General features: G+C 73.1%; 18 protein-coding genes. 12 read left to right on the plus strand and 6 right to left on the minus strand.

What is annotated here, in order from left to right; all coding sequences use genetic code 11:
- Positions 1 to 55 precede the first annotated feature (55 nt).
- On the plus strand, positions 56 to 871 hold the full coding sequence (locus EES41_RS31790; RefSeq protein ID WP_123082818.1) for a DUF1365 domain-containing protein: 816 nt from the start codon (positions 56 to 58) through the stop codon (positions 869 to 871).
- The gene (locus EES41_RS31795; protein WP_254211636.1) at positions 868 to 2,166 is read left to right on the plus strand and encodes a cyclopropane-fatty-acyl-phospholipid synthase family protein; all 1,299 of its coding nucleotides are present in this window, start codon (positions 868 to 870) and stop codon (positions 2,164 to 2,166) included. Before EES41_RS31790 ends, EES41_RS31795 begins: the two co-directional genes overlap by 4 nt.
- Positions 2,167 to 2,322: 156 nt before the next feature.
- Here EES41_RS31795 and EES41_RS31805 read toward each other — a convergent pair whose 3' ends face one another.
- A complete protein-coding gene (locus EES41_RS31805; protein ID WP_254211637.1) occupies positions 2,323 to 4,917 on the minus strand; it encodes a SpoIIE family protein phosphatase/ATP-binding protein in 2,595 nt (864 codons plus the stop codon).
- Between the two features lie 385 nt (positions 4,918 to 5,302).
- Between EES41_RS31805 and EES41_RS31810 the strand changes: the two genes are divergently transcribed.
- Positions 5,303 to 6,031, plus strand: a complete 729-nt coding sequence (locus tag EES41_RS31810) for a VOC family protein (RefSeq protein ID WP_123082819.1) — start codon at positions 5,303 to 5,305, stop codon at positions 6,029 to 6,031.
- 69 nt (positions 6,032 to 6,100) lie between these two features.
- Here the strand turns inward: EES41_RS31810 and EES41_RS31815 are convergent, their stop codons facing one another.
- Positions 6,101 to 6,274 (minus strand): CsbD family protein, encoded by a 174-nt coding sequence (locus EES41_RS31815; protein ID WP_123081399.1) that lies wholly within the window; start codon positions 6,272 to 6,274, stop codon positions 6,101 to 6,103.
- Between the two features lie 143 nt (positions 6,275 to 6,417).
- Here EES41_RS31815 and EES41_RS31820 point away from each other — a divergent pair, with 143 nt between their 5' ends.
- Positions 6,418 to 7,044: an alpha-ketoglutarate-dependent dioxygenase AlkB gene (locus tag EES41_RS31820; RefSeq protein ID WP_123081400.1), complete on the plus strand. Its 627-nt coding sequence runs from the start codon at positions 6,418 to 6,420 to the stop codon at positions 7,042 to 7,044.
- Positions 7,045 to 7,120: 76 nt separating this feature from the next.
- Positions 7,121 to 8,107, plus strand: coding sequence for a hypothetical protein (locus EES41_RS31825; protein WP_302186176.1), 987 nt, complete (start codon positions 7,121 to 7,123; stop codon positions 8,105 to 8,107).
- A gap of 27 nt (positions 8,108 to 8,134) precedes the next feature.
- On the opposite strand, the gene EES41_RS31830 is transcribed toward EES41_RS31825, so the two are convergent.
- Positions 8,135 to 8,824 carry a YoaK family protein gene (locus EES41_RS31830; protein ID WP_123081401.1) on the minus strand — a complete coding sequence of 230 codons (690 nt, stop codon included), beginning with the start codon at positions 8,822 to 8,824 and terminating at the stop codon, positions 8,135 to 8,137.
- Between the two features lie 78 nt (positions 8,825 to 8,902).
- Between EES41_RS31830 and EES41_RS31835 the strand changes: the two genes are divergently transcribed.
- The 4 genes from EES41_RS31835 (at position 8,903) to EES41_RS31850 (ending at position 11,963) form a co-directional block, all read left to right on the plus strand.
- Positions 8,903 to 9,337: a VOC family protein gene (locus EES41_RS31835; RefSeq protein ID WP_037798729.1), complete on the plus strand. Its 435-nt coding sequence runs from the start codon at positions 8,903 to 8,905 to the stop codon at positions 9,335 to 9,337.
- Positions 9,338 to 9,457: 120 nt separating this feature from the next.
- Positions 9,458 to 10,669 carry an RNA ligase gene (locus tag EES41_RS31840; protein ID WP_123081402.1) on the plus strand — a complete coding sequence of 404 codons (1,212 nt, stop codon included), beginning with the start codon at positions 9,458 to 9,460 and terminating at the stop codon, positions 10,667 to 10,669.
- Positions 10,670 to 10,672: 3 nt separating this feature from the next.
- A complete protein-coding gene (locus EES41_RS31845) occupies positions 10,673 to 11,605 on the plus strand; it encodes an AAA family ATPase (RefSeq protein WP_229895246.1) in 933 nt (310 codons plus the stop codon).
- Position 11,606: 1 nt separating this feature from the next.
- Positions 11,607 to 11,963 (plus strand): NTP pyrophosphohydrolase, encoded by a 357-nt coding sequence (locus tag EES41_RS31850; RefSeq protein WP_123081403.1) that lies wholly within the window; start codon positions 11,607 to 11,609, stop codon positions 11,961 to 11,963.
- Between the two features lie 108 nt (positions 11,964 to 12,071).
- Here the strand turns inward: EES41_RS31850 and EES41_RS31855 are convergent, their stop codons facing one another.
- Positions 12,072 to 12,722: an SH3 domain-containing protein gene (locus tag EES41_RS31855; protein WP_123081404.1), complete on the minus strand. Its 651-nt coding sequence runs from the start codon at positions 12,720 to 12,722 to the stop codon at positions 12,072 to 12,074.
- A gap of 329 nt (positions 12,723 to 13,051) precedes the next feature.
- Between EES41_RS31855 and EES41_RS31860 the strand changes: the two genes are divergently transcribed.
- Positions 13,052 to 13,285 (plus strand): DUF397 domain-containing protein, encoded by a 234-nt coding sequence (locus EES41_RS31860; protein ID WP_123081405.1) that lies wholly within the window; start codon positions 13,052 to 13,054, stop codon positions 13,283 to 13,285.
- 89 nt (positions 13,286 to 13,374) lie between these two features.
- Positions 13,375 to 14,280: a helix-turn-helix transcriptional regulator gene (locus EES41_RS31865; protein ID WP_123081406.1), complete on the plus strand. Its 906-nt coding sequence runs from the start codon at positions 13,375 to 13,377 to the stop codon at positions 14,278 to 14,280.
- A 114-nt stretch (positions 14,281 to 14,394) separates the two neighbouring features.
- Here EES41_RS31865 and EES41_RS31870 read toward each other — a convergent pair whose 3' ends face one another.
- A complete protein-coding gene (locus EES41_RS31870; protein WP_123081407.1) occupies positions 14,395 to 15,228 on the minus strand; it encodes an SAM-dependent methyltransferase in 834 nt (277 codons plus the stop codon).
- 151 nt (positions 15,229 to 15,379) lie between these two features.
- Positions 15,380 to 15,610 carry a hypothetical protein gene (locus EES41_RS31875; protein WP_164495997.1) on the minus strand — a complete coding sequence of 77 codons (231 nt, stop codon included), beginning with the start codon at positions 15,608 to 15,610 and terminating at the stop codon, positions 15,380 to 15,382.
- Positions 15,611 to 16,521: 911 nt separating this feature from the next.
- Between EES41_RS31875 and EES41_RS31880 the strand changes: the two genes are divergently transcribed.
- The gene (locus tag EES41_RS31880; RefSeq protein ID WP_037800117.1) at positions 16,522 to 16,896 is read left to right on the plus strand and encodes a YbjQ family protein; all 375 of its coding nucleotides are present in this window, start codon (positions 16,522 to 16,524) and stop codon (positions 16,894 to 16,896) included.
- The last annotated feature ends 2 nt before the right edge of the window (positions 16,897 to 16,898 follow it).

Here is a 16,898-nt window from a genome sequence, read left to right on the forward strand (position 1 = left end):
GCCCGCCCCCGCCCCGCCCGCCTCCGCCCCGGACCCCGCCGCCGGCGCTCCCGCCGTGGTCCCGGCCCTCTACGACTGCGTCGTCGCGCACGCGCGGACGGCTCCGATCCGGCACGCCTTCCGCCACCGCACGTACATGTGGCTCGTGGACCTGGACGCACTGCCCCGCATCCCGCGCGCACTGCGCCCGTTGGCCCGCTTCGACACCCGTGACCACTTCACCGGGACCGCGCAGGGCATCCGCGAAGGCCTGGACGCCTACCTGGCCACCCGGGGCGTACGGCTCGACGGCGGCCGGGTGCTGATGCTGGCGCACGCCCGGGTGCTGGGGTACGTGTTCAACCCGCTGACGCTGTACTGGTGCCACGACCGGTCCGGAGCGCTGGTCTGCGTCGTCGCCGAGGTCCACAACACCTACCGGCAGCGGCACTGCTACCTGCTGCGCCCCGACGCGACGGGCCGGGCCGAGGTCGCCAAGGACTTCCCCGTCTCGCCCTTCTTCCCCGTGGACGGCCACTACCGGATGCGCCTGCCCGAACCCGGCGAGCGCCTCGACGTCACCGTCCAGCTGGAGCGCGACGGCCAGCGGCCCTTCACCGCGACCCTGCGCGGCCGCCGCCGCCCCGCCACCCCGGCGGCCCTGCTGCGCGCCGCCGCGGGGCACCCCTGGTCCACCGCCGCCGTCACGGCCGGGATCCGCCACCACGGCATCCGCCTCCTCCTGCGCGGTCTGCCCGTCCAGCCCCGGCCCGACCGCCCCGGGCCGGACGGGGGCGCGACGCCCCCGTCCGGCCGGCCGCTCCGCTGCCCCGCCGGAGCCGCCCCCGCCCCCGCTCCCGTCCCCGTACGTCAGGAAGGCATCGCTCCGTGACCCTCTCGCTCCCGCGTACCGCCGACACCTTCATCCCGCCCCACGCGTACGTCGACGCCGATGTCTGGCCCGACGTGGCACGGCCGCCCGCGGCCCCGTTCGGGCACGCCGCCGCGGCCCGCCGGATCGTCCGCGGCGCCCTGGCGAGGCTTCCGCTGCGCTGCCGCTTCGCGGACGGCCCGGCCACCGGCACCGGGCCCTCGCTCACCGTCCACGACCCGGAGGCCTTCTTCACGCGGATCGGCGCCCACGGCCTGATCGGCTTCGGCGAGTCCTACATGGCGGGCGAGTGGGACAGCGACGACCTGACCGGCCTGCTGACCATCCTGGCAGCCAACGTCGACGAGCTCGTCCCCGCCCCGCTGCGCCGCCTGCGGAGCTCCTGGGTGGCGCGCAGGCCCACACAGCAGGGCACCCGGGCGGGCGCGCGCGAGAACGTCCAGCGTCACTACGACCTGTCCAACGAGCTGTTCTCGCTGTTCCTCGACGACACCCTGTCCTACTCCGCCGCCCTCTTCGCCGCCTTCCCCGCCCGCCAGGAGTCCCTCCGGACGGCCCAGGAACGCAAGATCGACCGGCTGCTCGACCTGGCCGACGTCGGCGAGGGCACCCGCCTGCTGGAGATCGGCACGGGCTGGGGCGAGCTCGCCCTGCGGGCGGCCCGGCGCGGCGCCCAGGTGACGACCGTGACCCTCTCCGCCGAACAGCGCGACCTCGCCCGCCGCCGCGTCGCCGAAGCCGGCCTCTCCCACCGGGTGGACGTCGACCTGCGGGACTACCGGGACGTCTACGGGCGCTACGACGCGGTGGTCAGCGTCGAGATGATCGAGGCGGTCGGGGCCGAGCACTGGCCGGTGTACTTCGGCGCGCTGCGCCGCGCCCTGCTGCCCGGCGGCCGGATCGCCCTCCAGGCCATCACCATGGGCCACCGGCAGATGCTCGACACCGCCGCCACCCACACCTGGATCAGCAAGTACGTCTTCCCCGGCGGCCTGATCCCCTCCCGCGAGGCCATCGAGGAGAACGCCGCCGCCGTGGGCCTGCGCGTGCTCTCCGACCACGGCTACGGCGACCACTACGCGCAGACCCTGCGCCTGTGGCGGGAGCGCTTCACCGCCCGCGCCGACGAGGTGGATCGGCTGGGCTTCGACCGCACCTTCCGCCGGATGTGGGAGCTCTACCTGGCCTATTCCGAAGCCGGATTCCGCTCGCGCTACCTCGACGTCCGCCAGCTGCTCCTCACGGAAGCCGACCCGGACGACTGGCCCGAGCGGGAGCGGGAGCCCCGGCCGTGACCACGGCGGCCACGGCGAGGACCCGCGCTGCGCGGTGCTCCTCGCCCACGGGCGCGGCGACCCGGACCCGCACCGGGGGCAGCGGCAAGCGCCTGCTGGAGGCCCCCACGGCGGACCGCCCCGCCCACGCCGAGTACGTCGCCCGCACCAGCGGGTTCATTCCCCGGCCGCCTCGGGATCCGGCAGGGGCTGCTCGGACCAGATGACCTTGCCCTCGGGCGTGTACCTGGCCCCCCACCGGCGGCTGAGCTGCGCCACCAGGAAGAGGCCGCGGCCCCCCTCGTCCGTGGTGGTGGCGTAGTGCAGCCGCGGCGAGCTGCTGCTGCCGTCGAAGACCTCGCAGGTCAGCACCCGGTCGAACAGCAGCCGCACCCGGACCGGCTCGGCGCCGTGCCGGATGGCGTTGGTGATCAGCTCGCTCAGCACCAGTTCCGTGCCGAAGGAGAGCTCCGAGAGCCCCCACTCCTCCAGCTTCGCCGTGGCCTTGGCCCTTATGGTCCCGACCGCGCTCGGCTCGAACGGCACCTCCCACTCGGCGATGTGGTCCGCCGGCAGCGCCGACGTCCGGGCCACCAGCAGGGCCACGTCGTCCCGGGGCCGAACCGGCAGCAGCTGTTCGAGGACCGCCCGGCAGGTGTCCTGAGGACTGCGGTCGGCGTGGGCCAGCGCCGCGCGCAGCAGGTCGAGGCCCTCGTCGATGTCCCGGGCCCGGTCCTCGACCAGCCCGTCGGTGTACAGCACCAGCTGGGTGCCCTCGCTCAGCTCCAGCTCCGCCGACTCGAACGGGAACCCGCCCAGCCCCAGCGGCGCCCCCGCGGGCAGCTCGGGGATCTCCACCGTGCCGTCCGGGTGCACCAGCGCCGGCGGCACGTGCCCCGCCCGCGCCACCGTGCAGCGCTGGTTCACCGAGTCGTACACGGCGTACATGCAGGTCGCGCCGAGCAGACCGCTCTGGGCGCCGTCGCCCTCCGCGTTCTGGTCGATGTACTGCACCAGGTCGTCCAGCCGGGTCAGCAGCTCGTCCGGCGGCAGGTCCAGCGACGAGAAGTTGAGCACGGCCGTGCGCAGCCGGCCCATGGCCGCCGCGGCGTGCAGCCCGTGCCCGACCACATCGCCGACGACGAGCGCCACCCGGCTGCCGGGCAGCGGGATCACGTCGAACCAGTCGCCGCCCACCCCGGACTGCGCGGGCAGGTAGTAGTGGGCCACCTCCACGGCGTTCTGCTCGGGCAGGTCGCGCGGCAGCAGGCTGCGCTGGAGGGTCACGGCCAGGGCGTGCTCGCGGGTGTAGCGGCGCGCGTTGTCGATGCTGACGCCGGCCCGCGCCACCAGCTCCTCCGCCAGCGACAGGTCCTCCTCGTCGAAGGGCTCCGGCTTCTGCGAGCGCCAGAAGTTGACCACTCCCAGGACCACCCCGCGGGACTTGAGCGGGGCCGTGATCAGGGAGTGCACGCCGTACTCGACGATGGCCCGCGCCCGCGGCGGGTCCTGGGCGTGCCAGCCGGCCGCGTCGGCCAGCTCGGCGACCACCTCGGCCCGGCCGCTGCTCAGCCCGCGCGCCTGCGGGGTGGAGGGCACGAAGTCGATCAGCCGGCCGCGCGGGTACAGCGGGACGTCGTCGCGGATCCCGCTGAACCCGGTGCGGCGCAGGTCCACCGCCGCCGCGGCGGTGGGCTCGTCTCCGTGCAGCACCTGCTCCGCGAGGTCCACCGTGGCGAAGTCCGCGAACCGGGGCACCGCGACGTCCGCCAGCTCCTGGGCGGTCCGCTCCACGTCCAGGGTGGTGCCCACGCCCACCCCGGCGTCGTACAGCAGCTTCAGCCGCCTGCGGGCCGCTTCGGCGCGGGTGCTGAGCACCTGCATCTCGGTGGAGTCCCGGATGGTCACCGCGGCGCCCTCGGGGCCGCCGCCGGGCTTGGTGGGCCGCTGGTTGATCACCAGCAGCCGCTCCCTGGCCTCGTGCACCTCGTCGGTGGCCACCCGGCCGGACAGCAGCAGCTCGGCCAGGTGCCGCTCCAGCCCCAGCTGGTCGACGCGCCGGCCCTCGGAGTCCGCCGGCAGCCGCAACAGCCGTTTCGCCTCGTCGTTGGCGAGCAGCAGCACCCCGCCCCCGTCGGTGATCAGGACGCCCTCCCGGACGGCGTGCAGCACCGCGTCGTGGTGCTCGTACATCCGGGTCATCTCCAGCGGGCCGAGCCCGTGGGTCTGCCGCCGCAGGCGCCGGCTGATCAGCGCCGCGCCGGCGGTGGCCAGGGCCAGGCCCGCCGCGCTGGCGCCGAGAATGACGGGGAGCTGCCGGTTGACCACGCCGGTGACGTTCTTGACCGTGAGGCCCGCCGACACCAGTGCCTCGACCTTGCCGTCGGGGGAGAACACCGGCACGACCGCCTGGATCTCCTGGCCCAGCGGCCCCTTCACGCTCTCCGTGTACACCTCGCCGGCCAGCGAGGGCTCGATCGTGCCGACGAACTTCTTGCCGATGCGGTCGGGGAGGGGATGGGTGTAGCGGATCCCCTCGGTGTCCATCACGACGATGAAGTCCATCCCGGCGGCCTTGCGCGTCGCCTCGGTGAGCGGCTGGAGGATCTTCGTGGGATCCGGGGTCTTGAGCGCGGCGCGCAGTCCGAGCGAGTGGGCGAAGGTCTGGGCCACCGCGACCGAACGGGCGCGGGCCTCGCGGTCGACGTCATGGCGCGACTGCAGTACCAGCGCGAGGACCGCCCCGGCGGCGAGCAGCACCACGACCGCCACCTGAAGGACGAATACCTGTCGGGCGACGCTTCGCGGGCGATTTCGTCTCAGTGACCGCACCGACGTCCCCGGCACGGGTTGCAAGGATGGGCCACGAACCATTTGTAGCACTGCCGGTGGCCTGAGGTCGGTCGAGATACCCCGGTGGGGTGCGGCGATTCTCGCCGGGCGGTGATCCGGGCGCGGGCGTCCGGCCCGGCGGCGGCGCGGCGGGCGGCGGTCCCGGGCGCCGCGCGGGCGGCGGAACGCGCACTTCACGGCCTTGTCCGGCGTCTGCCACTACCGTGAATCCCGAAGGTGAGTCACTGCCGCGTGGCGAGGGAGGCCGGTAACCGTGTCCACGTCCAGCCATGAGATGTTCGGCGCGCCGTGCTGGGTCAGCCTGATGGCCCGGGACCTCGCCTCCGCCCAGGAGTTCTACGGAGCCGTGCTGGGCTGGGAATTCCGCCCCACCCGGCTCGGCGAGCAGTTCTCCGTGGCCATGTACGACGGGGTGCCGGTCGCCGGGATCGGTGCCCTGGCCCTGCGGCTGGGCGTCCCGGTGGCGTGGACCCCGTACTTCGCCGTGGACGACGCGGACGTGACCGCGGCGCGGATCCGCGAGCGCGGCGCCACGACGGCGGTGGGGCCGCTCGCCTTCGGCACCGGGCGCGCCGCGCTCGCCGCCGACCCCGACGGGGCGGTCTTCGGTTTCTGGCAGGGCGAGGTCATCCCCGACTGGACGCTCCGCGGCGACGGGGCCGCCGCGTGGATCGAACTGCGCACCCGGGACGCGTTCGCCGCCGCGGTCTTCTACGGTGAGGTCCTGGACTGGGCCTGCGAACGGCCGGGCTGCTGCGACGTCTCCTACGAGCAGGGACACGTCATCGTCCGGCGGGGCCACGACACGGTGGCGCGGATCAGCGGCGGGGCCGTCGAGGCCGCCCCCGACCCGGAGGTCCGGCCGCGCTGGCACGTGCACTTCTCGGTGCTCGACCTGGAGAAGGCGGTGGAGACCGCGACCGCGTCCGGCGGCGCCGCCGTCTCGCCGGTGCAGAGCTCGGCGGCCAGCCGTTCGATCACCCTGCGGGACCCGGACGGCGCACTGTTCACCGTCGTCTCGCCGAACACCTGAAACCCGCGCACGCGGCGCGTCGCCTCCCCGGCACCGGTGCCGGGGAGGCGACGCGCCGCGTGCGTGCGGTCAGTCCTTGAGGGTGTCCTTGATCTTTTCCTTGGCCTGGCGGGCGTCGCCCTTCGCCTGGTCCATGCGGCCCTCGGCGGTGAGGCTCTCGTTGCCCACGGCGCGGCCGGCGGCCTCCTTGGCCTTGCCCTTGGCCTGCTCGGTCTTGGCCTTTGCCTTCTCTCCGTGCGACATGTGGTTCCTCCATGGCGTCGGGACGGGTGGACGTAGATGCGTCTGACCGGGAACGGCCGCCCTAAACACCGCGGACCGGATCGCGCAACTCGGGGCCGCTCAGTAATCGAGCACTTGTTCGGATGGCGCGGTAGGCTGGAGCCATGCACGCACTCCAGGGCTCGCTCTTCGACCAGGCCGACGAGACCGGGCTCGGCCCGCTCCGCGGGCTGCGCCGCACCGAGCTCGGCGCCGGGGCCTGGGTGGACCACCTGCCCGGCTGGCTGACCGGGGCCGACGCGCTGTTCGAGCGGCTGGCCGCCGAGGTGCCCTGGCGGGCCGAGCGCCGCCAGATGTACGACCGCGAGGTCGAGGTGCCCCGGCTGCTCGCCTTCTACGGCGAGGGGGAGCCGCTTCCGCATCCCGCCCTCACCACCGCCCGTACCGCCCTGAGCCGGCACTACGCCGCCGAGCTCGGCGAGCCGTTCGCCACCGCCGGGCTGTGCCTCTACCGGGACGGCCGCGACAGCGTCGCCTGGCACGGCGACCGGAGCGGCCGCTCCGCCACCGAGGACACCATGGTCGCGATCGTCTCCGTCGGAGACCCCCGCGATCTCACCCTGCGCCCCCGCGACGGCGGAGCCACCCTGCTGCGGCTGCCGCTGGGGCACGGCGACCTCGTCGTGATGGGCGGCTCCTGCCAGCGCACGATGGAGCACGCCGTCCCCAAATCGGCCCGCGCCGTCGGCCCCCGGATCAGCGTCCAGTTCCGTACCCGCGGCGTCCGCTGACCCCGCCGGGCCGGGAACCCGCTGCGGGCGGCGCACCGCGCTGGCGCGCCGCCCGCCACGGGTGTCCGCTGGAGGGGTGGACCCCGCATGCGAGCGCGCCTGGCTGGCCGGACTGCCCCCGGCGGCGGGCGCGGCCGTCATGGCCGCCGGGATCCTCTCCGTCGGCCTGCACCTGATCGGGTACGACCCGCTGTCCCTCGCGGCCCTGGCGATCGCGGCGCTGCTGTGGCTCGTCCTCGCCCGGGACTTCGCCGCCCGGCTGACCGGCGACCGCGGCCGCTTCCGCGCCGAGGCCGACACCCCGGCCGCGCTGACGGCGGTCGCCGCCACCACCGTCCTCGGGACCCGGCTCTCGATGCTGGGATGGCAGGCTGCGGCCGCCGCCGCGCTGGCACTGGCCGCCGCGCTCTGGCCGGGGCTGTCGTACGCCGTCGTGGCGCACCGGCACCGGCACCGGCGGATGCCCGGGGCCGCCTTCCTCGTCTGCGTCGCGACCCAGGGGCTCGCCCTCCTCGCGGCGGTGCTCGCCGCGGCGGACCGGCAGACGTGGCTCGCCCGGGCGGCGCTGGCCGCGTTCTGCCTCGGACTGCTGCTGTACGGCGCCGCGCTCGTACGGTTCGACTTCCGCGAGGTGTGCAGGGGCGCCGGCGACCACTGGGTGGCGGGCGGCGCGCTGGCCCTCACCGCCCTGGCCGGCTCCAAGCTCCTCGAATCACCCGTCTGGACGGGCTGGACGCACACCGCGCTGCGCACCGTCACGCTCGTCGCCCTCGGCCTGTCCCTCGTCTGGTACGTGGTCCTCCTCGCCGCCGAACTGGGCAGACCGCGCCCGCGCTACGACATCCGGCGCTGGGCCACCGTCTTCCCGCTCGGCATGACCGCGACCGCCTGCCTCTCGGCGGCCGCGCCGACGGGCGTGGCCTGGCTTCGCCGGCTGGGTGAGCCGCTGCTGTGGATCGCCGTCGCCGCCTGGCTCCTGACCTGCGTCGCGTTCGCCGCGGAGCACCTGCGATCCCGCCGGGCCCCACGCCGGCCCCCCGACGCGAGCGCCCGCCGCGGCTGACCGGGGCCGACCGCCGCTGACCGGGGCTCAGCCGGACTTCCTCCCGGCGCCCGCCCGGAGCCCCGCCACCGCGACCCAGGCCAGCAGGACGACCGCCGTGAGCAGCGCCCAGCGCGAACCGTGGTGCAGCGTCAGCAGACCCCCGGCGAAGGCCCCGCACAGCAGGGCCACGACCGACACCAGACGCCGTACCGCGGGCGCGCCCCAGGGATCGGCGGCCAGCCCCGTCAGCGCCCGGGTGACCACCGTCGTGGTCAGGTCCGGTACCGCCAGCCGGTGGACCACCGCGTTCTGCAGCCCCATGCCGAGCGCGAGCAGCCCGACCACCGCGAGCTGACCGCCGCCGGAGGACGTCGCGGCGAACGCGGCGCCGACCAGGGCCGCCTGCACCGCCACCAGCGGCCCGAACATCCGCGCCGCCGGTCTGTCGCGGCGCAGCCGCCCGGCCGCCATGGCCCCGGCGATGAAGGCCCCCAGCGCCAGGACCGAGGCCGCGCCGGACAGTTCGCGGTCCCCGGCGAGCGCGAACCCGAGGAACACCACGTTGCCCGTCATGTTGGCGACGAAGACGTGGTCGAGCCCGAGGTAGCTCACGGCGTCCACCAGCCCGCTCACGAAGGTGAGCACGATCAGCAGCGGCGCCACCACCCCGTGCGGCCCGCTCGATCCGTCCGGCCCCGGCGGGAACAGCAGGGCGGACAGCCTCCGCAGGATCATTCCCGTTCCCTCCCGGCACGCGTCCGCGCCCGCCGCTCCCTGTGGCGACCCCGCCCGCACCTCAGTAGGGTCCCCGCCATGGCATACACGTTTCAGGTGACCATCGACTCCGCCGAACCGCACGTCCTCGCCGACTGGTGGGCCGACGCCCTCGGCTGGGAGGTCGAGTCCAGCGACGAGGCCTTCATCCGCCGCATGATCGAGGACGGCCGGGCGACCGAGGAGGACACCACCACCCACCGCGGCACCCTCGTGTGGAAGGCCGGCACCGGGATCCGCCACCCGGAGGGCCTCGACCGCGCACCCCGCGTCCTCTTCCAGTACGTCAGCGACGCCAAGACCGTCAAGAACCGCGTCCACCTCGACGTCCGCACCGGATCCGACGACCCGAAAGCCGTCGTCGAACGCCTGATCGCCAAGGGCGCCCGGCACCTCCACGACGCCAGCCAGGGCCCCTACACCTGGACGACGCTCGCCGATCCGCAAGGCAACGAACTCTGCGTCTCCCACTAGCCGCGCCTGCGCCCAGCGCCCGCGCGGCACCGTCACCTCGGCGGTGACCAGGCGTAATTAGCTGTCGGAGCGTGCCTCCCGCACGTGAGAATGGAGCATCTCAATCCGGGAGGGAACCCCATGAGCCAGGCCCACCTGACTCTGCACGACCTGCTGCCGCCCCAGGACCTGGCGGCCGCCATCGACGCCGGGCACGTGACCCGCAAGTCGCACCCCGAACTGCCGCTGTCCATCTACACGTACAGCCGGACGGCCCAGTACGAGCAGGTGTGGAACCAGGTCACCACGCGCTGTCGCGGCCTCGTCGCCGACGACACCACCGGCGCCGTCGTCGCCCTGCCGCTGCCGAAGTTCTTCAACGTCGGCGAGCACGAGTCGGGCCGGCCGTACGCGCCGCCGCTGCCGAGGGACGAGCCGTTCGAGGTGTACGAGAAGGTCGACGGCAGCCTCGCCGTCGTCTTCCACTACGCCGGCCGCTGGCGGGTCGCGTCCAAGGGTTCCTTCATCAGCGCCCAGGCCACCTGGGCACAGCGCCGCCTCGACGCGAAGGACACCTCGGGCCTGGTCCCCGGCGTGACCTACCTCGCCGAGATCCTGTACCCGGAGAACCGCATCGTCGTCGACTACGGCGACCGCCGGGACCTGGTCCTGCTCGCCGCCTACGACCGGGACGGCACCGAGGTCCCGCTCGCCGAAGCCGCCGCGCACTGGCAGCCCATCGGCTCCGTCGTCACGGTGTGGCCCGCGATGCCGCTGGCCGAACTGATCGCGCTGACCGAGTCCAGCACCCTGCCCGGCGGCCGCGCCGCCACCGGCACCGACGCCGAGGGCTTCGTGCTGCGCTTCGCGTCCGGAGTCCGGGCCAAGGCCAAGATCTCCGAGTACGTACGGCTGCACAAGGTGCTCACCCGCGTCACCGAGCGCGACATCTGGCGCGGCCACGGCATCCAGCGCTTCGCCGGCCTGCCCGCCAAGCAGCTGGCGCAGCACCTGGGATGCACGGCCGCGGACATCGAGGCCTGGGGCGACAAGCCGCTCGACGCGCTGCTGGACCAGGTGCCCGACGAGTTCGACGCCTGGGTGCGCCAGGTCATCGCCCGGCTCGAAGCCGAGGCCGCGCTCCGCGAGCGCGCCGTCGACCAGGCCTTCCAGGGCCTCGCCCACCTGGCCGGCGACCGCGGCGCGTTCGCGCGGGCCGCGAAGGCGCTGCCCGACGGCCGGCTGCGCGCGGCGATGTTCCTGCGCCTGGACGGCCGGTCCACCGAGCTCGCCGTCTGGCGGGACCTGCGGCCCGAGACGTCCGACCCGTACACCACCGATGAGGAGAACTGACCAGTGTCCGAAGACCCCGTACGCCCCGTCGTCCATGTCATGACGGGGTTGCCGGCCTCGGGGAAGACGACCGCGGCGCGGGCCTTGCAGGCCGGGGCCGGAGGGCGGATGCGCCGCGTCAACCTCGACGACCTGCGGGCCATGCTCGACGTGCCCGACCCCGAGCACAGCCGCTCGTACAAGCACGAACAGACCGTCCTGGCCATCCAGGACGCGGCCGTGCGCGCGGCGGTCGAGGACGGCTTCGACGTGGTCGTCGACAACACGCACCTCACCCCGCACATCCCCAAGCGCCTGAAAGCCGCGGTCGCGGGGCTCGCCACCTTCGTCGTGCACGACTTCACCGACGTGTCCGTTGAGGAGTGCGTGGCCCGGGACGCGGCGCGGGAACGGCAGGTCGGCGAGGAGATCATCCGGATACTCGCCGACAAGCACCAGCGGTCCCGCAAGGGCGGCTGGCGGCTGACCGCCGAGTGGCTGAACGACGAGCCGCCCGTCGCGCCGTACGTGGCCGACCCGGCGCTGCCCGCCGCCGTGATGTGCGACATCGACGGGACGCTCGCGCTGACCGGCGACCGCCACGTCTACGACTTCACCCGCTGCGGGGTCGACCTGCTCAACGAGCCGGTCCGGTACGCGCTCGACGCGTTCAGGCGCGCCGAGGGTGACACCATCGTGCTGCTGTCCGGGCGCAGCGAGGACCACCGGGCGGAGACCGAGGAGTGGCTCGCGCGCCACGAGGTGCCGTACGACGAGCTGTGGATGCGCGCTTCGGGGGACCAGCGCCGGGACGACGTGGTGAAGGCCGAGCTGTTCGACGCGCACGTCCGCCACCGGTACGCGGTGCGGATGTCGCTGGACGACCGGGACCGGGTGGTCGCGGTCTGGCGCCGGATGGGCCTGCCCACCTGGCAGGTCAACTACGGCGACTTCTAGTGTGGGTGCGGTGACCGTACTGATCGTGGACGCCGCGAACGTCGTCGGATCCGTGCCCGACGGCTGGTGGCGCGACCGCCGGGGCGCGGCCGAGCGGCTGCGCGACCGGCTGGCGGAGCGGGACGCGGGGGAGGAGATCATCCTCGTGGTCGAGGGCGCCGCGCGGGGCGTCGAGTCCGTGCCCCGGGTACGGGTGGACCCGGCTCCCGGGAGCGGCGACGACCGGATCGTGGAGCTGGCCGGGCAGTACGCGGAGCGCGGCTGCGTGGTGGTCACGGCGGATCGTGAACTGCGCGCACGGGTAGGGGCGTTCGGGGTCGAGTGCGTGGGTCCGCGGACGGTCCGCCCGGCGCCCTGAACGCGGGTCCTGACGCCGGAAGTCCGGCCGCCCGGGGTACGGGGGGCCGGACTTCGGGCGGCCGGACTTGTGCGGCTGGACTTGGCTGCCGGACTTGGGGCTGCCGGGTTACGACATCGGCTGCGGACGCGGCTCCTGCGGACGGGCGGGGCAGGCCTTCACGGTGCTGAGGTTGCGGACGTAGCGGGCGGCCACCCAGCGGGAGTCGGGGCCGGCGAGGCGGTACCAGACGTTGTTGCCGTCGACCGGGTCCCCGGTGTTCTTGCAGACGAGCTCGACCCGCTGGTTCGGCTGGACCGTACCCAGCTTGATCGCGTGGATGTACGGCTTGTTGCGGATGTTCAGCGGGCCCTGGGCGATGACCTTGCCGTAGACGGCCTTGGTGGTCTCGGTGCCGTCGGTTCCGTCGGTGGTGTTTCCGCTGGGACGGCCGTTGGGGCGACCGTTGGGACGACCGTTCGGGCGTCCGTTCGGGTTCCCGTTGGGGCTCACCGCGGCGTTCTCCGAGGAGTCGCCGGCGTTGTCTGCGTTCTCTGCGTTGTCGTCGGCGTTCTCTGTGGTGTCGGCGTTGTCCGTGTTGTCTGCGTTGTTGGAGTTCTGGTCCGGCCAGCCGTGGTCCGAGCCGTCGTCCATGACGCTCCCCTGCTCCTGGGTGTCGGGCAGCGGGTCCTCGTCCGCCACGGCGAAGCCCGCTCCGACCAGGCCGAGCACCAGGCTTCCGGCGGCGAGAGCGAGGATGGTCCTGGGGCGCTTCAGCATGAGCCGGCTCCTCTGTGAAGGAAGTCATCCGCCCGGCCGCGGCACGCGGCCGGAGGCGGCGACCAGGCGGTCACCACGGACGACTATGACCGGGTCGCGGCACATCGCCAGGGCGACGCACCGCCGATTAGCCCGATATGCGTAATATCTGGCCGTGGCCTCCGCACACCCTCGGAGGGCCGTCGGATCATATGCGCGGAGTGAGTTCAGGGCACTCTTTCGAGGGACTCCCGTGCACCCTGCACCTGGCTAGCATTCTCATGAGCGCCTGCCACGCAATCCCATATGGGATTGCGTGATCATGCGTGTCCGACAACGAGAGGGCAGTCATGCAATTACGCAATGGAGTCGTGGCGAGCGAAATCCCCGGCGTGGTCTGGGTGAAGAGCAGCGCCAGCATCGGAAACGGAAACTGCGTCGAAGTCGCCGCGCTGGACGGCGGCGGTGTGGCGGTGCGCAACTCGCGCTTCCCCGACGGGCCGGCGCTGGTGTTCACCACCGCCGAGATCGAGGCGTTCGTCGACGGCGCCAAGCGATCCGAGTTCGACCATCTGACCGGATGACGGTCTAAGCTCGGGCCAAAGCTTGGAGCGGCGGGTATTCAGGCACCATTCTGGGGCTGTCACTCAACCCCGGTCATATCGGAGTTCGTATGCCCGCGCTCCCCGAGCACCAGCCCGGCCCCGTCGCCCCCGTCCTGCCGCTGGACCGGGAGCCCGGGAGGGAGGCGGCCGGGCGGATGCTGGGGAGAGAGCTCAGAGGATGGCGTGAGGACCGCGGCCTCACGCTGAAGGACGTCGCACCGGTGATCCGTGGATCGGTGTCCAAGATCAGCCGGCTGGAGCGCGGGGAGAGCCCCCCCAAACAGCGCGACGTACTGGACCTGGCCCGGCACTACGGGGTCGGCCCCGAGGACATGCGGACGATCGAGCGGCTCCTCCAGCACGCTCAGGACTGCGAGTGGTACGAGCAGTACAGCGATGTCACGCCCGGCTTCCTCAAGCGCCTGATCCAGCTGGAGGGCGATGCCACGGCCATGTGCATCTACGAGAACATGGTCGTCCCGGGTCTCCTCCAGACCCGCGAGTACGCCCGGCAGATGGTCCGCGCCGTGATGCCGAGCGCCTCCGCCGCGGAAGTGGAGCGGGTGGTGGACCTGCGGATCAGGCGCCAGCTCGTCTTCGACCGGCCCGGGCCCCGGGTGACCGTACTGCTCGACGAGAGCGTCCTGCGCCGCCGCTTCGGCAACGCCGACGTGATGCGCGGACAGCTGGCCCACCTGCTGCGCGCCTTCGACAGCGCCAAGGTGAACATCCGCGTCATCGAGATGTCCCGGGGCTACGGCATCGCGCCGCTCTACCCGATCACGCACCTCCAGTTCGGCGACGGGGGGCCGGCCGAGCTGGTCTACGTCGAGCACATCAACGGTGCGAACTACGTGACCCGGCGACGGGCCCTCGACGACTACCGCAATGCCCTGACCCGCGCCCGGATGGCGGCGACGTCCCTGGAGAAGAGCCGGAAGATGATCAAGGAAGCGATGGAGCAGTACGGCTGACCGGCGCCCGCCCGCCCGCCCGGCCCTCGACGCCGGCCACGCGCCCGCCCCGCACCTCGCGGGACGGGCGCGCCGTGCTCGTCGGTACCGAAGGGCCCAGGGCCCAGGGCCCGCTCAGCCCCGCCGGGTGGGGACGCGGGCCACGCCGCCCCACTCCACCCAGTCCGTGGGCCGGTCCTGGGCGCGCGGGGGCGGGCCGTCCGGCCGCCAGTCGACCACGTCGACCAGGCCGGGATCGAGGATCTCCAGGCCGTCGAAGTACCGCCGGACCTCGTGCGGCTCCCGGACCCGGCCCCAGTGGCCGTGGGTGGCGACGTCCATGAGCTTGGTGACGTCCTGGCGCACGACGGGGTCGTCGCTGACGAGCTGGCAGACCACCATGAAGCTGCCGTCCGGCAGCAGATCGGCCGTCTCGCGCACCACGGCCGCGGGGGAGCGGGGCTCGTCCCCGTCGGGGATGCAGTGCAGGACGGACACGAACAGGGCGGCGATCGGCTGCTCCCAGTCGAGGAACGGCTCCGTCTCCCGCCGGATCCGCTCGGTCTCGCGCAGGTCCGCGTGGACGACGACCGTGCCCGCGTTCTCGTCCAGCATGGTCCGGGCGTGCGCCAGCACCATCGGGTCGTTGTCGATGTACGCGACCTTGCAGTCCGGGTGGGCGCGCTGCGCCACTTCGTGGACGTTGTCCTGCGTGGGCAGGCCGGAACCGTGGTCGAGGAACTGCTGGATCCCGTAGTCCTCCACCAGGATGCGGACCACGCGGCGCAGGAAGGCCCGGTTGTTGCGGGCGAGGAGCTGGGTGCTGGGGGCGATGCGCAGAAGTTCGGCGCAGGCCGCGCGATCGCTCGCGTAGTTCTCGACTCCGCCGAGGAGCCAGTCGTACATCCGGGCCACGCTCGGGGTGTGCATGTCAATCAAAGGTGTGTGTGGGTCCTGCCCTAACTCCATGAGCCCTCCTTGTGGCCTTCGTCAGAGGCCTGCGGGTTGGGATAAGGGCTCATGTTAGGGAGTCGCCCTCTGGCCTGCCAATCACTCGATGGGGTTCAAGACAGGGGGACGGGGGCGGCGGCCCGGAGGCCGCCGCCCCCGCGGCGGGCCGTCAGGGCCGGCGGCGTCGCAGGTCACGGCGGCGGGCCCACTGCGCGCAGCAGACCCGGGCGGCTTCGGTGAGGTCGGCCAGCAGTCGGGGTGCGGCCGCCCAGGGCTCGGGTGTGAGGGCGAGCAGCAGGACCGCTCCGCTCACGTGCACGGCGACCGGAACGAGGCTCGCCCAGAGCGGGGTGCCGTCGGATTCAGCCGGGGGGCCTTCCTCGTCCGGCGGGGCAGACATAATGGCGGCGGAAGGGGCCGGGGCGCGAGTGTGGCGCCGCCGCTTCTTCTGGTGGGTCATGCGAATTTCCTTTTCTGGCTTTTTGCGGACTCGCCGGCGGCCCCGGGGCTGCATCCCGGGGCCGCCGCCGCGCGCAGTGCGTGAAGGAAACTCCACTGCCTGCGGAAAGCCGACCTTACATGTCAGCGCCTGCCCTTTGCGCCGCACTGTCGCTAACTGATCGGCCCTCGATCCATGCAATCTTGAAGCCCTGTGATCAGGCCTCGATATGGTCATCTTTTCGGGAGATTCGATATCTACTTCGCATGTCTTTGATCGATATTGATCGAATGGGCGGGCGGCAAGCGGTCAGAAAAGAAACGCGCCCGCTTGCTGCGCGAGGCGTCTGCACATGCAGATGGGAAATTCGCTGGGTTGCGTATGGCAAAGACGCCGACCCGGGCCGGGCGTTTGGGCTAGTGGGGCGGGGTCGGCCGGTTCGCGCCGCCGTTCGCAACTCGTCTTTGCGCGCCTTCGCACGGCCGTCTCCGGCAAGCGGACTGTCTCCCGCGCGGGCTGCGACACCGGGCGCGGTTCGCTTACGGCTGAGCGCATGCGACGCCCGCGCGTGCGTGCGGGGCCGTGCCCGCCCCCGTACGGGCACGGCCTCGCGGCGGAGGCCCGGGGGGAAGGGCCGATGCCGGTATGGGTCCGGCTCGGGGAAATCTACGGGCGATCCGCCCCCGGCCGCGCCCGTCCACAGGGTGAAGTCCGCCTACTTCCCAAGGTGGGGACCCCGTACAACCCAGGTTGTACTCAAGGGGGTTGACGTCCGGCCCGACGTCGGCATCGCCGCGGGGCCCGTCCTCAGCGCCGCCATCGTCCGGGCCGCTCAGGATGCGGGCGGCGGCCACCGGATCCAGAGTGGCCGCATGGGTATCGAAGACTACAGCGGCGGCCCCGGGGCCCAGCAGACCGGCGTCCTGGTCGTGACGACCAACGACGTCCCCGGCTACCGGGTCGAGCAGGTCATCGGGGAGGTCTTCGGCCTCACCGTGCGCTCCCGCCACCTGGGCAGCCAGATCGGCGCCGGTCTGAAGTCGATGATCGGCGGCGAGCTGAAGGGCCTGACCAAGACACTGGTGGAGACCCGCAACCAGGCCATGGAGAGGCTCATCGAGGCCGCGAAGGCGCGCGGCGCGAACGCGGTCCTGATGATGCGCTTCGACGTGACGGACGCCGCCGACGTCGGCACCGAGGTGTGCGCGTACGGGACGGCCGTGGTGCTGGTCCCCGCGACCGGCTGACC

The organism is Streptomyces sp. ADI95-16 (assembly GCF_003721495.1).
Taxonomy (GTDB): Bacteria; Actinomycetota; Actinomycetes; order Streptomycetales; family Streptomycetaceae; genus Streptomyces; species Streptomyces goshikiensis.

Bases quoted from the DNA above. Each gene is read 5' to 3' on its own strand.
- EES41_RS31830 (WP_123081401.1), bottom strand. From the start codon at position 8,824: ATGATCCTGCGGAGGCTGTCCGCCCTGCTGTTCCCGCCGGGGCCGGAC.
- EES41_RS31840 (WP_123081402.1), top strand. From the start codon at position 9,458: ATGAGCCAGGCCCACCTGACTCTGCACGACCTGCTGCCGCCCCAGGAC.
- EES41_RS31860 (WP_123081405.1), top strand. From the start codon at position 13,052: ATGCAATTACGCAATGGAGTCGTGGCGAGCGAAATCCCCGGCGTGGTC.
- EES41_RS31815 (WP_123081399.1), bottom strand. From the start codon at position 6,274: ATGTCGCACGGAGAGAAGGCAAAGGCCAAGACCGAGCAGGCCAAGGGC.
- EES41_RS31820 (WP_123081400.1), top strand. From the start codon at position 6,418: ATGCACGCACTCCAGGGCTCGCTCTTCGACCAGGCCGACGAGACCGGG.
- EES41_RS31810 (WP_123082819.1), top strand. From the start codon at position 5,303: ATGGCCCGGGACCTCGCCTCCGCCCAGGAGTTCTACGGAGCCGTGCTG.
- EES41_RS31870 (WP_123081407.1), bottom strand. From the start codon at position 15,228: ATGGAGTTAGGGCAGGACCCACACACACCTTTGATTGACATGCACACC.
- EES41_RS31835 (WP_037798729.1), top strand. From the start codon at position 8,903: ATGGCATACACGTTTCAGGTGACCATCGACTCCGCCGAACCGCACGTC.
- EES41_RS31875 (WP_164495997.1), bottom strand. From the start codon at position 15,610: ATGTCTGCCCCGCCGGACGAGGAAGGCCCCCCGGCTGAATCCGACGGC.
- EES41_RS31855 (WP_123081404.1), bottom strand. From the start codon at position 12,722: ATGCTGAAGCGCCCCAGGACCATCCTCGCTCTCGCCGCCGGAAGCCTG.
- EES41_RS31880 (WP_037800117.1), top strand. From the start codon at position 16,522: ATGGGTATCGAAGACTACAGCGGCGGCCCCGGGGCCCAGCAGACCGGC.
- EES41_RS31865 (WP_123081406.1), top strand. From the start codon at position 13,375: ATGCCCGCGCTCCCCGAGCACCAGCCCGGCCCCGTCGCCCCCGTCCTG.